The sequence below is a fragment of the Streptomyces sp. NPDC020362 genome, assembly GCF_040642095.1.
Lineage (GTDB): Bacteria > Actinomycetota > Actinomycetes > Streptomycetales > Streptomycetaceae > Streptomyces.
In genome coordinates this window covers 1-14,513 of the sequence record NZ_JBFAET010000215.1, presented here as the reverse complement: position 1 = coordinate 14,513, position 14,513 = coordinate 1, and the positions used below count along the sequence as shown (strand labels likewise).

General features: G+C 70.2%; 11 protein-coding genes. 2 read left to right on the top strand and 9 right to left on the bottom strand.

Annotation, left to right across the window (positions count from 1 at the left end):
* Nucleotides 1-220 precede the first annotated feature (220 nt).
* From pyk to pta, 3 genes are all read right to left on the bottom strand, one after another.
* Entirely contained in the window at nucleotides 221-1,648 is a 1,428-nt protein-coding gene (gene pyk, locus AB0H32_RS40905; protein ID WP_361132265.1) for a pyruvate kinase, read from the bottom strand.
* Between the two features lie 99 nt (nucleotides 1,649-1,747).
* Nucleotides 1,748-2,959: an acetate kinase gene (locus tag AB0H32_RS40900; RefSeq protein ID WP_361132262.1), complete on the bottom strand. Its 1,212-nt coding sequence runs from the start codon at nucleotides 2,957-2,959 to the stop codon at nucleotides 1,748-1,750.
* Nucleotides 2,956-5,046, bottom strand: a complete 2,091-nt coding sequence (gene pta / locus AB0H32_RS40895; protein ID WP_361132259.1) for a phosphate acetyltransferase — start codon at nucleotides 5,044-5,046, stop codon at nucleotides 2,956-2,958. The genes AB0H32_RS40900 and pta overlap by 4 nt, the downstream gene beginning before the upstream one ends.
* 261 nt (nucleotides 5,047-5,307) lie before the next feature.
* Between pta and AB0H32_RS40890 the strand changes: the two genes are divergently transcribed.
* Nucleotides 5,308-6,333, top strand: coding sequence for an ATP-dependent 6-phosphofructokinase (locus AB0H32_RS40890; RefSeq protein WP_361132256.1), 1,026 nt, complete (start codon nucleotides 5,308-5,310; stop codon nucleotides 6,331-6,333).
* Between the two features lie 34 nt (nucleotides 6,334-6,367).
* Here the strand turns inward: AB0H32_RS40890 and AB0H32_RS40885 are convergent, their stop codons facing one another.
* From AB0H32_RS40885 to AB0H32_RS40860, 6 genes are all read right to left on the bottom strand, one after another.
* Nucleotides 6,368-7,075 carry a helix-turn-helix transcriptional regulator gene (locus AB0H32_RS40885; RefSeq protein WP_361132253.1) on the bottom strand — a complete coding sequence of 236 codons (708 nt, stop codon included), beginning with the start codon at nucleotides 7,073-7,075 and terminating at the stop codon, nucleotides 6,368-6,370.
* Between the two features lie 137 nt (nucleotides 7,076-7,212).
* A complete protein-coding gene (locus AB0H32_RS40880; RefSeq protein WP_361132250.1) occupies nucleotides 7,213-8,040 on the bottom strand; it encodes a carbohydrate ABC transporter permease in 828 nt (275 codons plus the stop codon).
* 8 nt (nucleotides 8,041-8,048) lie between these two features.
* The gene (locus AB0H32_RS40875) at nucleotides 8,049-8,912 is read right to left on the bottom strand and encodes a sugar ABC transporter permease (RefSeq protein ID WP_361132247.1); all 864 of its coding nucleotides are present in this window, start codon (nucleotides 8,910-8,912) and stop codon (nucleotides 8,049-8,051) included.
* Complete coding sequence (locus AB0H32_RS40870) at nucleotides 8,909-10,282, bottom strand: extracellular solute-binding protein (protein WP_361132244.1); 1,374 nt, start codon at nucleotides 10,280-10,282, stop codon at nucleotides 8,909-8,911. The genes AB0H32_RS40875 and AB0H32_RS40870 overlap by 4 nt, the downstream gene beginning before the upstream one ends.
* A 178-nt stretch (nucleotides 10,283-10,460) precedes the next feature.
* A complete protein-coding gene (locus AB0H32_RS40865) occupies nucleotides 10,461-11,147 on the bottom strand; it encodes a response regulator (protein WP_361132241.1) in 687 nt (228 codons plus the stop codon).
* A complete protein-coding gene (locus AB0H32_RS40860; RefSeq protein WP_361132238.1) occupies nucleotides 11,144-12,781 on the bottom strand; it encodes a sensor histidine kinase in 1,638 nt (545 codons plus the stop codon). Before AB0H32_RS40860 ends, AB0H32_RS40865 begins: the two co-directional genes overlap by 4 nt.
* Before the next feature lie 121 nt (nucleotides 12,782-12,902).
* Here AB0H32_RS40860 and AB0H32_RS40855 point away from each other — a divergent pair, with 121 nt between their 5' ends.
* Entirely contained in the window at nucleotides 12,903-14,300 is a 1,398-nt protein-coding gene (locus AB0H32_RS40855; RefSeq protein WP_361132268.1) for a cation:dicarboxylase symporter family transporter, read from the top strand.
* Nucleotides 14,301-14,513: the final 213 nt, after the last annotated feature.

Genomic DNA, 14,513 nt, shown 5'->3' with positions numbered 1-14,513 from the left:
GCCCGGCCCCCCCACGCCAGTTAACCCCCCCCCCCGGCCCCCCCCACCCCCCCGGGGGGGCCCCCCCCCCCGGGGCCCGCCCCCCCCCCCGGGGGCCCCGGCCCCCCGCCACGTCCCGCACGAGTCGGGTCGACGTCCGCTCCGTCGCCCGGCTCACGACTGAGGGCGCCCCCTGGAACCAGGGGGCGCCCTCAGCGCCTACAGAGCCCTTGCGGGGGCGTCAGCCGTTCTGGCCGCCCAGGTGGTGCACCCGGACCATGTTGGTGGTGCCGGGGACGCCGGGGGGCGAGCCGGCGGTGATGATCACCGTGTCACCGGGGTTGAAGCGGCCCAGCTTGGCCAGCTCCTGGTCGACCATGTCGACCATTTCGTCGGTGCTGTTGACGAACGGGACGACGTGGGGCTCCACGCCCCAGCTGAGGGTCAGCTGGTTGCGGGTGCCCTCGTCGGTGGTGAAGGCAAGGATCGGCTGGGCCGCGCGGTAGCGGGACAGCCGGCGGGCGGTGTCGCCGGACTGGGTGAAGGCGATCAGCCCCTTGCCGCCGAGGAAGTCGGCGATCTCGCACGCCGCGCGCGCGACCGAACCACCCTGCGTACGCGGCTTCTTGCCCGGGACGAGGGGCTGCAGGCCCTTGGAGAGCAGCTCCCCCTCCGCCGCGGCGACGATCTTCGACATCGTCTTGACGGTCTCGACCGGGTAGGCGCCCACGCTCGACTCGGCCGACAGCATGACCGCGTCCGCGCCGTCCAGGATCGCGTTGGCCACGTCGGAGGCCTCGGCGCGGGTCGGCCGGGAGTTGGTGATCATCGACTCCATCATCTGGGTCGCCACGATCACCGGCTTGGCGTTGCGCCGGCACAGCTCCACCAGGCGCTTCTGCACCATCGGGACCTTCTCCAGCGGGTACTCGACGGCGAGGTCACCACGGGCGACCATCACGCCGTCGAACGCCAGGACGACGTCCTCCATGTTGTCGACCGCCTGCGGCTTCTCGACCTTGGCGATCACCGGGACGCGGCGGCCCTCCTCGTCCATCACGCGGTGGACGTCCTGCACGTCCTTGGCGTCCCGGACGAAGGACAGCGCGACCATGTCGCAGCCCATGCGAAGGGCGAAGCGCAGGTCCTCGATGTCCTTCTCGGACAGCGCCGGGACGTTGACCGCCGCGCCGGGCAGGTTGATGCCCTTGTGGTCGGAGACGACACCGCCCTCGATGACGATCGTCCGCACCCGCGGGCCGTCGACGTCCAGGACCTTCAGCTCGACGTTGCCGTCGTTGATCAGGACCTGGTCGCCGCGCGAGACGTCGCCCGGCAGCCCCTTGTACGTCGTCCCGCAGATCTGCTTGTCGCCCGGCACGTCCTCGGTCGTGATGACGAACTCGTCACCGCGCTCCAGCTCGACCGGACCCTCGGCGAAGGTCTCCAGGCGGATCTTGGGGCCCTGCAGGTCGGCGAGGACACCGATGGCCCGGCCGGTCTCCTTCGACGCGGCCCGGACGCGGTCGTACCGCGACTGGTGCTCGGCGTGGGTGCCATGGCTGAAGTTGAACCGGGCCACATTCATGCCGGCCTCGATCATCGAGACGAGCATCTCGTGGGAGTCGACCGCGGGGCCGAGAGTACAGACGATTTTCGAACGGCGCATGGGGCGATCCTATCGGTTTGTTTCGCTGCGGAATATTCCGTCTGGCGGAAGATACAAATGGGCGGACATGCGCTCAGGCGTGTTACTGCTGTGTATTGCTCAGCTCTTCTTTCCGACCAGTGCGTAGGTCTGTGTGGCGATCTCCAGTTCTTCGTCGGTCGGCACCACGGCGACCGCCACCCGCGCGGACTCGGGCGAGATCAGCCGCGGCTCGCCACCGCGTACGGCGTTCAGCCCGGCGTCGACCGCCAGCCCGAGCCCCTCCAGACCTGCGATCGCAGCCTCCCGCACCGGGGCGGCGTTCTCACCGACCCCCGCCGTGAACGCGACCGCGTCCACCCGGCCGAGCACCGCGTAATAGGCGCCGATGTACTTCTTGAGCCGGTGAATGTAAATGTCGAAGGCAAGCCGGGCCTCTTCGTCGCCCTCGTCGATGCGACGGCGGATCTCCCGCATGTCATTGTCCCCGCACAGGCCGAACAGACCGCTCCTCTTGTTGAGAAGAGTGTCGATCTCGTCCGTGGACATTCCGCCAACTCGCTCCAAATGGAAGATGACGGCGGGATCCAGGTCACCGGACCGCGTACCCATCACGAGGCCCTCCAGCGGCGTCAGCCCCATGGAGGTGTCCACGCACCGGCCCTTCTCCACCGCCGATGCCGAGGCGCCGTTGCCCAGGTGCAGCACGATCACGTTCACCTCGGAGGGGTCCTTGCCGAGCAACCGCGCGGTCTCGCGGGAGACGTACGCGTGCGAGGTGCCGTGGAAGCCGTAGCGGCGGATGCGGTGCCGGTCCGCGATCTTCGGGTCGATCGCGTACCGCGCCGCGGACTCCGGCATCGTCGTGTGGAAGGCCGTGTCGAAGACGGCGACCTGCGGCAGGTCGGGGCGCAGCGCCTGCGCGGTGCGGACGCCGGTCAGGTTGGCCGGGTTGTGCAGCGGCGCGACGGGGATCAGCCGCTCGATCTCGGTGAGCACCTCGTCGTCGATGACGGTGGGCTCGGTGAAGAACAGGCCGCCGTGCACCACCCGGTGACCGATCGCGGCCAGCTGCGGCGAGTCCAGACCCAGGCCGTCGCGGGTCAGCTCCTCGGCGACCGCCTTGAGCGCCGCGTCGTGGTCGGCGATCGGACCGGTGTGCTCGCGGGTCTCGCCCGTGGCGGCACAGGTGTGCCTGAGCCGAGAGGTCTGCTCGCCGATGCGCTCGACCAGGCCCACCGCCAGCCGGCTGCTGTCCTGCATGTCCAGCAGCTGGTACTTCACCGACGAGGAGCCGGAGTTGAGGACGAGGACACGGGTGGGGGAGGTCACTGCTCGGACGCCTTCTGGTCGAGGTGCTGGGCCTGGATCGCCGTGATGGCGACGGTGGTGACGATGTCCTGGACGAGCGCGCCGCGGGACAGGTCGTTGACCGGCTTGCGCAGGCCCTGCAGGACCGGGCCGACGGCGATCGCGCCGGCCGAGCGCTGCACGGCCTTGTACGTGTTGTTGCCGGTGTTGAGGTCGGGGAAGATCAGCACGCTGGCCTGCCCGGCGACCTCGGACTCGGGAAGCTTGGTCGCGGCGACGGACGGCTCCACGGCCGCGTCGTACTGGATCGGCCCCTCGATCTTCAGGTCCGGCCGCCGCGAGCGCGCCAGCTCGGTCGCCTCGCGCACCTTGTCGACATCGGCGCCCGAGCCCGACGTGCCGGTGGAGTACGACAGCATCGCGATCCGCGGCTCCACGCCGAACTGCGCCGCGGTGCCCGCCGACTGGACCGCGATGTCCGCGAGCTGCTCGGCGTTCGGGTGCGGGTTGACCGCGCAGTCGCCGTAGACCAGCACCTTGTCGGCCAGGCACATGAAGAAGACCGAGGAGACGATGGAGGACTCCGGCTTCGTCTTGATGATCTCGAAGGCGGGCCGGATGGTGGCCGCGGTCGAGTGCACCGAGCCCGACACCATGCCGTCGGCCAGACCCTCCTGGACCATCAGCGTGCCGAAGTAGTTCGCGTCGGAGACGACGTCGTAGGCCAGCTCCACCGTCACGCCCTTGTGGGCGCGCAGCCGCGAGTACTGCTCGGCGAAGGAGTCGCGCAGCTCGCTGGTGGCCGGGTCGATCAGCCGGCAGTCGCCGAGGTCGATGCCCAGGTCCGCGGCCTTCTTGCGGATCTGGTCGACGGGGCCGAGCAGGGTCAGGTCGCACACCCCGCGGCGCAGCAGCACCTCGGCGGCGTGCAGCACCCGTTCCTCGGTGCCCTCCGGCAGCACGACCCGGCGCTTGTCGGCACGGGCCTGTTCCAGCAGCTTGTGCTCGAACATCATCGGGGTGACCCGGTCGCTGCTCGGCGCCGAGACGCGGCGGGCCAGGTCGGCGGTGTCGGCGTACCGCTCGAACAGGCCGAGCGCGGTCTCCGCCTTGCGCGGGGTGGCCGCCGTCATCTTCCCCTCCATGGCGAAGAGGTGCTCGGCGGTGGGGAAGCTGGTGCCGGGGACCGAGATCACCGGGGTGCCCGGGGCTAGCCGGGCGGCCAGCGTGAGGATCTCCTCGCGCGGCACCTCGTTCAGGGTCAGCAGGACGCCGGCTATCGGCGGGGTGCCGGCGCTGTGCGCGGCCAGCGAGCCGACGACCAGGTCGGCGCGGTCGCCCGGGGTCACGACCAGGCAGCCCGGGGTCAGGGCGCCCAGGAAGTTCGGCAGCATCGCCCCGCCGAAGACGAAGCCCAGCGCGTCCCGGGCGAGCCCGGAGTCGTCGCCGAGCAGCACCTTGGCGTCGAGGGCGTGGGCGATCTGCGCGACGGTCGGCGCGGACAGCGCGGGCTCGTCGGGCAGTACGTACGTGGGCACCGGCAGCCGGTTCGTGAGCCGCTCGGCGATGTCGTCGCGGTCCTCGCGGGCCACCCGGTTGGCGACCATGGCGAGCACGTCGCAGCCCAGCCCGTCGTACGCCCGGTAGGCGTTGCGCGTCTCGGCCAGCACGGACTCGGCCGTCTGCCTGCGGCCGCCGACCACGGGGATCACGGAGGCGCCGAACTCGTTGGCGAGGCGGGCGTTCAGGGACAGTTCGTCGGGCAGCTGCGTGTCGGCGAAGTCGGTGCCGAGGACGAGGACGACGTCGTAGTCCCGGGCCACCAGGTGGAAGCGGTCGACCAGGGTGGAGACCAGCTCGTCCGTGCCCTGCTCGGCCTGGAGCGCGGACGCCTCGTGGTAGTCCATGCCGTAGACGGTCGCCGGATCCTGGGAGAGGCGGTACCGCGCCCGCAGCAGTTCGAACAGGCGATCGGGGCTGTGGTGCACGAGCGGACGGAACACGCCCACTCGGTCGACCTGCCGGGTCAGCAGCTCCATGACCCCCAGCTCGACGACCTGGCGGCCGTCGCCGCGGTCGATCCCGGTCACGTACACGCTGCGCGTCACGTGTGCACTCCATTCCCTGTGTCTCGGCGGTGATGTCCTGGTGGTGAAGTCTCGGCAGGCGAGGCCTCGGCGGTGGTGTTGCGATGCCTCGGCGGTGCTGTCTCGTCTGCGGCATAAAAATCGCCCACCAAGGTGAGCAGAACCCTCTTGACAATACCCCCGGTGCCGGTTAAGGCGCCCGTCAGGACTTCACCGCCCCGGCAGACGTGAAACAATCGCATTGGCTCACCGGTACCGACAGCGAGCAGGAGACACAGCACGATGCGCATCGGAGTTCTCACCGCAGGCGGCGACTGCCCCGGCCTGAACGCCGTGATCCGGTCGGTCGTGCACCGGGCGGTGGCGCAGTACGGCGACGAGGTCATCGGCTTCGAGGACGGCTACCGGGGTCTGCTCGACCGGCACTACCGATCCCTCGACCTGGACGGGGTCAGCGGCATCCTGGCCCGCGGCGGCACCATCCTCGGCTCCTCCCGCCTGGAGCGCGACCGGCTGCGCGAGGCCTGCGAGCGGGCCACCGACATGGCCGAGGAGTTCGGCATCGACGCGCTGATCCCGATCGGCGGCGAGGGCACCCTGACCGCGGCCCGCATGCTCTCCGACGCCGGTCTGCCGGTCGTCGGCGTCCCGAAGACCATCGACAACGACATCTCCTCCACCGACCGCACCTTCGGCTTCGACACGGCCGTCGGCGTCGCCACCGAGGCCATGGACCGCCTGAAGACCACGGCCGAGTCCCACCAGCGCGTAATGGTCGTCGAGGTCATGGGCCGGCACGCCGGCTGGATCGCCCTGGAGTCCGGCATGGCCGCCGGCGCCCACGGCATCTGCCTGCCCGAGCGCCCCTTCGACCCCGCCGACCTGGTCAAGATGGTCGAGGAGCGCTTCTCCCGCGGCAAGAAGTTCGCGGTCGTCTGCGTCGCCGAGGGCGCCCACCCCCTCGACGGCACCATGGACTACGGCAAGGGCGAGATCGACCAGTACGGCCACGAGCGCTTCCAGGGCATCGGCACCGCGCTCGCCTACGAGCTGGAGCGGCGCCTCGGCAAGGAGGCCAAGCCGGTCATCCTCGGCCACGTCCAGCGCGGCGGCGTCCCGACCGCCTACGACCGCGTGCTGGCCACCCGCTTCGGCTGGCACGCCGTCGAGGCCGCGCACCGCGGCGACTTCGGCAGGATGACCGCGCTGCGCGGCACCGACGTCGTGATGGTCCCGCTCGCCGAGGCGGTCACCGAGCTGAAGACGGTACCCAGGGACCGGATGGACGAGGCGGAGTCGGTCTTCTAGATCCTCGTCGGGGAACCGGGCCGGTTCGCCGGTTCTAGCCGTTCCGGTTCCCGGCCGCCGTCCAGAAGTTCTCGACGATCCGGTCGATGAATTCCCGGCCGGACTCACTGGCACTGGTGCTGCCGCCGCCCCAGCTGAGGGTGGCAGCCATGTGCCCCTGGTAGTCCTCGTGCAGCTCCTGCAACACGTCCTCCAGGACACCCCGGTCCAGGGGCGCGATCTTCGCCACCGGGCGCACATAGGCCTGCCAGCGGGTGGTCACCGCGCTGTGCAGCAGCTCGGCGAGCTTCGCCTCGCGGCCCGTCACGGCCACGAAGTCCTGCAGGGACAGCCGAAGCGCCTGCGCGAGCGCCGCCGACTGGCGCTCGTTGCCGCGCCACTCCCCGCTCTCCTCCATCCGCAGATACCCGGGCAGGTCCAGGCCGACGGCCCGGGCGATGTCCTCCGGTGCGGTCCCCTGCGCGACGCGGTGCTCGCGCAGGGTCCGGGGCCTGCTGATCAGCTCACCCGGAGAGCACCACAACACCCCGGCGAGAGCGGTGAGCTCGGGACTGCCGGGGGCTGTGATCCCGCGCTCCCAGGAGATCACCAGGTCGGGCGTGACGTACGACAGCCCGTACGAGGCCCTCATGCCGTAGGCGACATGCTCGGGCCCCATGCCGAGAGCGGCACGGAGCCTGCGGGCGGCCGGGGCGTTGAACGGAGGGGCCGGTGGGTTCGGCCGGGCTGAGGGTTGGCGCACTCCGCACAAGCTAGGGGTGCCCCGACGCGGTGACTACGGGCCGTTCCGCCAGGATCACTAATTGTAGGAACGTACGGTTCCGGCCGTTCGGTACGTTCCGGCCGTTCGGTAGGTAACGGGCAGATCACCGCCGTCCGTCATCCCTTGACCGCGCCGCCCAGGGCGAAACCACCCCCCAGCCGCCGCGCCACCAGCACGTACAGCAGGATCACCGGCGTCGAGTAGATCACGGAGAACGCGGCGAGCTGCCCGTACGCCACCATGCCCCGGTTGCCGAAGAACTCGTTGATGCCGACCGAGGCCGGCATCCGGTCCGGCGTGAGCAGGAGCATGAAGGGGACGAAGAAGTTCCCCCACATCATCACGAACGAGAAGACCGTGACGACGGCGACGCCGGGCCCCGTCAACGGCAGCACGATCCGCACGAGGGACTGCAGCGACGACGCCCCGTCCGTCCAGGCCGCCTCCTCCAGCTCCTTCGGCACCGAGTCCATGAAGTTCTTCATCAGCCAGATGGCGAACGGGAGTTGGGAGGCGGCGAAGAAGAGGATCGTCCCCTGCAGGGTGTCGATCAGATTCACCCGGACGAACAGTGCGTAGACCGGCACCATGATCGCGGTGATGGGAAGACTCGTCGCGAACAGGATCGTCAGCAGGAACGGCCGGTTGAGCCGGGACCGGAAGCGGGACAGGGGATAGGCGGCGAGGGCCGCGCAGACGACGGTCAGCGCGGTCGCTCCCCCGCACAGGATCAGACTGTTGAGCAGCGGGGTGTAGACGATGTCCGGGGTGAGGATCGCGTCGAAGTTGCCGGACGTGACCCCGTCGGGCAGCTTCACCTTCAGGTCGGCGTGCGGGTCCACGGAGGACAGCAGCACCCAGGCGAGGGGCAGCGCGAAACCGAGGGCCACGGCGATCAGCCCGGCATCGGCGGCGAGCTGGCGCGAGCGGCGTTGTCGGGGCATGGCCGGTCCTACACCTCCGTGCGCAGCAGACGCAGATAGACGACGGAGAACAGGGACCCGACGAGCAGCAGGAGCAGGGCGACGGCGGTGCCGTACCCGATCATGCTGTTCTGGAAGGCCTGTTCGTACATGAACAGCGGCAGGGTCTGGCTCCTGTCGCCGGGCCCGCCCCTGGTCATCACCCAGATCAGCCCGAACACGGAGAGCGTCTGCAGGGTGTTGAGCATCAGGTTGGTGCCGATGGACCGGCGGATCATCGGCAGGGTGATGTGCCACATCCGCCGCCAGCCGCCCGCCCCGTCCACCTCGGCGGCCTCCGTGATCTCGCTCGGTATCCCGTCGAGCGCGGCGGAGTAGACGAGCATCGAGAACGCCGTGCCGCGCCAGACGTTGGCGAAGGAGACGGCGAGGATGGGCAGGGTGAACAGCCAGTTCTGGCGCGGGAGATGGAGCCAGCCCAGGATGGCGTTCAAGGTTCCCTCCCGCCGGAAGAAGGCGTAGAGCAGGAACCCCGCCACGACCTCCGGCAGCACCCAGGCGGTGATGACGATCCCGCCGGTGAGGGTGCGCACCGGCGGGGAGGCTCGTTTCATGAGTGCCGCGAGGGCCAGCCCCAGGGTGTTCTGCCCGACGAGCGAGGACAGCACTGTGAACACCAGGGTCAGCCACACGGCGTTGAGGAACGCGTCGTCCCGAAAGGCCCTGCGGAAGTTGGCGAGGCCGACGAAGGAGGAGTGCGCCTGGCCGGTGAGCTGGAGGTCGGTGAAGGCGATGTACACGCAGTAGGCGATGGGACCGGCGAGGAAGAGGAGCAGAAGGACCAGGGCGGGGGTGAGGGGGAGGGCGCGGCCGATCCGCCGGTGGAGCCTCACTTGTGGACCACTTGGCCGTCGGTGACGTCCTTGAGCGTGGCGTCGTAGCCGCTCGCCGCCTTCTCGGCGGACTGATCACCGGTGGTCACCCCTTCCATGGCCTCCTGGACGGCGGTCGACACCTTCGGGTACGCGGGATAGGCGGGCCGGTAGTGCGTGCTCGCGACGAGATCGGTGAAGAACTTGATGCCGGGCTGGGCGGTGGCGTACGCCGGGTCGGCGGCGACGTCCTTGCGCACGGCGATCCCGGAGTTGGCGATGTACCACTTCCGGGCGTTGTCCTTCGTCTGCAGGGTCCTGATGAAGTCGAAGGCCAGGCCGGGGTGGGCCGCCTTGGCAGGGATGGCCCAGGTCCAGCCGCCGGACATGCTCACCCTGCCCGGGGCCTGGCCGTGCTGGCTGGGCATGTGGGCGAGGCCCAGCTGCTCGGACCAGTCCTTCCACTCGTGCCCGCTGCCCGGCAGCCAGGCCTGCGGCAGCCAGGAGCCGTCGAGGTCGATGCCGAGCCTGCCCCGGGGGAGAAGCTCGCCGTTGACGGTGGTGGCGAAGTTGGGATCGAGGGCGTCGGAGACGTCGGGGCCGAGCTTCTCCTCGTACACGGTCTCGACGAACTTCAGCGAGTCCCTGAAGCCCTGGCTCCCGGCGATCCACTTCTTGCTGCCGCTGTCGTACAGGGGGTCCGCCGTCCCGTCACCGGTGCCGTACAGGAGCATCTCGAAACCCTGCATGGTCGCCCGCTCACCCGCCGGCTTGCCGGTGTAGACGTTGAGGGGGGTGACGCCGGGCACCTTCTGCTTGATGGTCCGGGCGGCGGCGAGGACCTCGTCCCAGTTCCTCGGCTGCCAGCCGGTGGGCAGGCCGGCCTTCCTGAAGACGCGCTTGTCGAACCACAGCCCCCGGGTGTCGGTCCCGTCCGGCACGCCGTACGTCTTCCCGTCCTCGCCTCTCGCGGCGTTCTTGGCGGTGTCGATGAACTGCTGCCAGTCGGGCCACTTGGCGAGGTACGGGTCGAGGGGCTTCAAGTACCCGCTGGTGATGTCCGAGTTGATGAGGAAGGTGTCCTCGTAGACCAGGTCCGGGGCGGTCCTGGGGGAGCGGAGCATCTGCTGGAGCTTGGTGTAGTACTCCGAGTCCGGGGCCTTGACGGGGACGAACTCCACCTTCTTGCCGGGGTACTTCTTCTCGAACTGCTTCTTGATGCCGGCGAGGTAGGTGTCCATCACCTTGATGGAGTTGTCGGTCGACTGCTTGTACGAGACCTTCAGGGTGTTCGGACTGCTGCCGGAGCCGCTGCCGCAGGCGGTGAGCGCGGTGGCGGCGAGTGCGGCGGCGAGGAGGGGGGTGAGGGCGGCGGTGGGGCGCACGGGCATGACCTCCTGCGGACTCACTTCGGGGTGACGCGGGAATGGCTGCCGTGTGAACGTAGGAGGAGTGGTCTAGTCAGGTCAATGCGTCTGCGCGGGATCGGCCTCACCCGGTTCGCCGCCGGGGCCCACGAGCGGGCGGGCTCCACCCGGGAGGCCGCGCAGGTCCGGTGCAGGGCCCGGATCACTGCCCCTTCACCCAGCGGTACTGCAACTCCGGGCGCCCCACCGTCCCGTACTGCGGGCTGCGTACCGCCCGTCCGGCGTCCACCAGGTGCTCCAGATACCGGCGCGCCGTGATGCGCGAGATGCCGACCGCCTCGGCGACGCCGGTCGCGGTGAGGCCGACGGCGCTGTCCCGCAGGGTCACGGTGACCCGCTCCAGCGTCGGCGCGCTCAGCCCCTTCGGAAGCGCCGCCGGCGCCGGCGCCCGGAGCACCGCCAGCGCCCGGTCCACCTCGTCCTGTCCGCTCGCCTCGCCCACCGCCCCACGGAACTCGGCGTACCGCACCAGCCGGTCCCGCAGCGTGGCGAAGGTGAACGGCTTCAGGACGTACTGGACGACCCCCAGGGAGACCCCTTCGCGGACCACGGCCAGGTCCCGTGCCGACGTCACCGCTATCACGTCCGTGTGATGCCCGGCCGCCCGCAGCGAGCGCGCGAACTGAAGGCCGTGCACGTCCGGCAGGTGCAGATCCAGCAACAGGAGATCCACGGCCGTACGGTCCAGGATCCGGCGTGCCTCCGCGCCCGTGTGCGCCTTGCCGACCGCGACGAAGCCCGGCACCCGGCCCACGTAGAGCACGTGTGCGTCGGCGGCCACGGGATCGTCCTCGACCACGAGGACCCGGATGGGCTGCGTGTTGGTCACGTGTCGCCTCCCGGCGCAGGGGAGGGTCCGACCGCCGCGCGCAACGGCAACCGCACCTCGAACACCGCTCCGCCCTCCTCGGCCTCCGTCACCGTCAGTGTCCCGTCGAGCCGGCCGACCGTCTGACGGACCAGGGCCAGACCCAGGCCGCGCCCGCCGGGTCCGGTCGGCTTCGTCGAGAACCCCCGCTGGAATACCAGGTCGGCATGGGCCGGGTCGACACCGGGCCCGGTGTCCGAGACGCGCAGCACCAGTTCGCAGTCCGAGGCGTACGCCGTCACGGTGACCCGCGCTCCCGCACTGCCCTGTGCCGCGTCGACCGCGTTGTCGATCAGATTGCCGAAGACCGTCACCAGGTCCCGCGCCGACAGCTCGGGCGGGAGCACGCCGTCGTCGAGGCGGCTGTCCGCCGACACCACCAGCTCCACGCCCCGCTCGTTGGCCTGTGCCGTCTTGCCCAGCAGCAGCGCGGCCAGCACCGGTTCGCTCACCGCCGCCACCACCTGGTCGGTCAGCGCCTGGGCCAGCTCCAGTTCCGCCGTCGCGAACTCCACCGCCTCCTCGGCCCGGCCCAGCTCGATCAGCGAGACCACCGTGTGCAGGCGGTTCGCGGCCTCGTGCGCCTGCGAGCGCAGGGCCTGGGTGAAGCCCCGCTCCGAGTCCAGCTCGCCCATCAGGGACTGGAGTTCGGTGACGTCGCGCAGGGTGACCACGGTGCCCCGGCGCTCTCCACCCGACACCGGTGAGGTGTTCACGACCAGCACCCGCGACGCCGTCAGATGCACCTCGTCCACCCGGGGCTCCGACGCCAGCAGCGCCCCGGTCAGCGGGACCGGCAGGCCGAGGTCCGCGACCGATGCGCCGATCACGTCCCCCTCCTCGCCCACGCCCAGCAGCTCCCGGCCGCCGTCGTTGATCAGCGCCACCCTGTACTGCCCGTCCAGCATCAGCAGCCCCTCGCGGACCGCGTGCAGCGCCGCCTGGTGGTAGTCGTGCATCCGGCTCAGCTCGGTCGCGTTCATGCCGTGCGTGTGGCGGCGCAGACGCGCGTTGATCACGTAGGTGCCGACCGCACCCAGCAGCAGGGCTCCGCCCGCGACCGCGAACAGCGCCGTGACCTGGTCCTGGACCCGCTCGCTGATCGCCTCGACCTTGATCCCTGCGCTGACCAGGCCGATGATCCGGCCGTTGTCCGTCACCGGGGTGACCGCGCGGACCGAGGGGCCGAGCGTGCCGGTGTACGTCTCGGTGAAGGTGTGGCCGTGCTGCGCGGGGCCGATGCGGCCGAGGAAGGGCCTGCCGATCTGCTTCCGGTCGGGGTGGGTCCAGCGGATGCCGTCCGGAGTCATGATCGTGACGAAGTCGACGTTCGTGTCCCGCATGACCTGGAGCGCGTACGGCTCCAGGGCCCTGGTGGGAGTCGGCGTGTGGATCGCCGAGCGGACCGAGGGCGAGTCCGCGACCGAGCGGGCCACCGCCGTCACCTGGCGGACCGCTGCGTCCTCGGCCTGCCGCTGGTCGCTGACGTAGGTGAACAGCGCGTACCCGGCCACGACCACCGCTATCAGCACGGCCTGCATGGCGAAGAGCTGGCCGGCCAGGCTGCGGGGGCGGGGGAGGGACGGGAGACGCATGCCAGCAGTGTGCCTCCCGGGTCAAGCATGAACTAAATGAACGGAAGGGTGACCGCCCTCACAGGCCGGGAGATAGTCACGGCATCCCCCACAACGCCCGGACGTGAGCCGCACGCCGGTGATGCCGACGAAGACGTCAAGGAGGGCAGCCGTGGCCGCCACTTCCCCCGATACGGCACCTGCCGCAGCCCGTGTGAAGCGGGACCGTACTCATTACCTCTACATCGCCGTCATCATCGCGGTGGTGCTCGGTATCGCCGTGGGGCTCATCTGGCCCGATGCGGGCGTCGAGCTGAAGCCGCTGGGCACCGGCTTCGTGAACCTGATCAAGATGATGATCTCGCCGATCATCTTCTGCACGATCGTCCTCGGGATCGGCTCCGTACGGAAGGCCGCCAAGGTCGGCGCCGTCGGCGGTATCGCCCTCGTCTACTTCACGGCGATGTCGCTCGTCGCCCTCACCATCGGGCTCGTCGTCGGCAATGTGCTGCACCCCGGTGACGGGCTCCACCTGACCGAGGCGCTCAAGCAGACCGGACACGCACAGGTCGCCGGCGATGCGCTGCCGCCCGTCGACTTCGTGCTCTCGATCATCCCGACCACCTTCGTGTCCGCGTTCACCCAGCAGCAGGTCCTGCAGACCCTGCTGGTCGCCCTGCTCGCCGGGTTCGCACTCCAGGCCATGGGGCCGTCCGGGCAGCCGGTGCTGCGCGGCATCGAGCACATCCAGCGGCTGGTCTTCCGCATCCTGTCCATGGTCATGTGGGCCGCGCCGATCGGTGCCTTCGGCGCGATCGCGGCCGTCACCGGCTCGGCGGGTCTGGACGCACTGAAGAGCCTCGCCGTGCTGATGTTCGGCTTCTACGTGACCTGCTTCCTGTTCGTCTTCATCGTGCTCGGCGCGGTGCTGCGGCTCGTCTCCGGACTGAACGTCTTCTCCCTGTTCAAGTACCTCTCCCGGGAGTTCCTGCTGATCCTGTCCACCTCCTCCTCGGAGTCCGCACTGCCGCGGCTCATCGCGAAGATGGAGCACCTGGGCGTCAGCAAGCCCGTCGTCGGCATCACCGTGCCGACCGGCTACTCCTTCAACCTCGACGGCACCATGATCTACATGACCATGGCCTCGCTCTACATCGCGGACGCCCTGGGCACGCCGATGTCCGTCGGAGAGCAGATTCCGCTGCTGCTCTTCCTGCTGCTGGCCTCCAAGGGCGCGGCGGGCGTCAGCGGTGCGGGCCTGGCCACGCTGGCCGGCGGTCTGCAGTCGCACAAGCCCGCGCTGGTCGACGGCGTCGGCCTCATCGTCGGCATCGACCGGTTCATGAGCGAGGCACGCGCGCTGACGAACTTCGCGGGCAACGCGGTGGCCACCGTGCTGATCGGCACCTGGACCAAGGAGATCGACAAGGAGCGGGTGCGGCAGGTGCTGGCCGGGGAGCTGCCGTTCGACGAGACGACGCTGCTGGACGAGGATGCCGCTCCCGCCGGCGCTCCGGAGAAGGAGCTGGCCGAGGCGTAGGCGCTCCGTCGGGCAAACCGGTTCGGCAGCCGCGGGCGGTGGGGGCCGGTCGTGCCCACGCGGCAGAGCCGCACATCGATACCGCCCCGCGCCCCTTGAGGTTGGCGCCCCGCGCCCCTCGCACACTCCGGACGTCCGGCCCGGCCTGAACCCGGGCCGGGCGTCCGGCACCACCGCCGGGCGGCTGAGCCTCTCCCCCCTTTGTGCTCAGCC

Bases quoted from the DNA above. Each gene is read 5' to 3' on its own strand.
- AB0H32_RS40880 (WP_361132250.1), bottom strand. From the start codon at position 8,040: ATGCCCCGACAACGCCGCTCGCGCCAGCTCGCCGCCGATGCCGGGCTG.
- AB0H32_RS40870 (WP_361132244.1), bottom strand. From the start codon at position 10,282: ATGCCCGTGCGCCCCACCGCCGCCCTCACCCCCCTCCTCGCCGCCGCA.
- AB0H32_RS40855 (WP_361132268.1), top strand. From the start codon at position 12,903: ATGCCGACGAAGACGTCAAGGAGGGCAGCCGTGGCCGCCACTTCCCCC.
- AB0H32_RS40890 (WP_361132256.1), top strand. From the start codon at position 5,308: ATGCGCATCGGAGTTCTCACCGCAGGCGGCGACTGCCCCGGCCTGAAC.
- pyk (WP_361132265.1), bottom strand. From the start codon at position 1,648: ATGCGCCGTTCGAAAATCGTCTGTACTCTCGGCCCCGCGGTCGACTCC.
- AB0H32_RS40860 (WP_361132238.1), bottom strand. From the start codon at position 12,781: ATGCGTCTCCCGTCCCTCCCCCGCCCCCGCAGCCTGGCCGGCCAGCTC.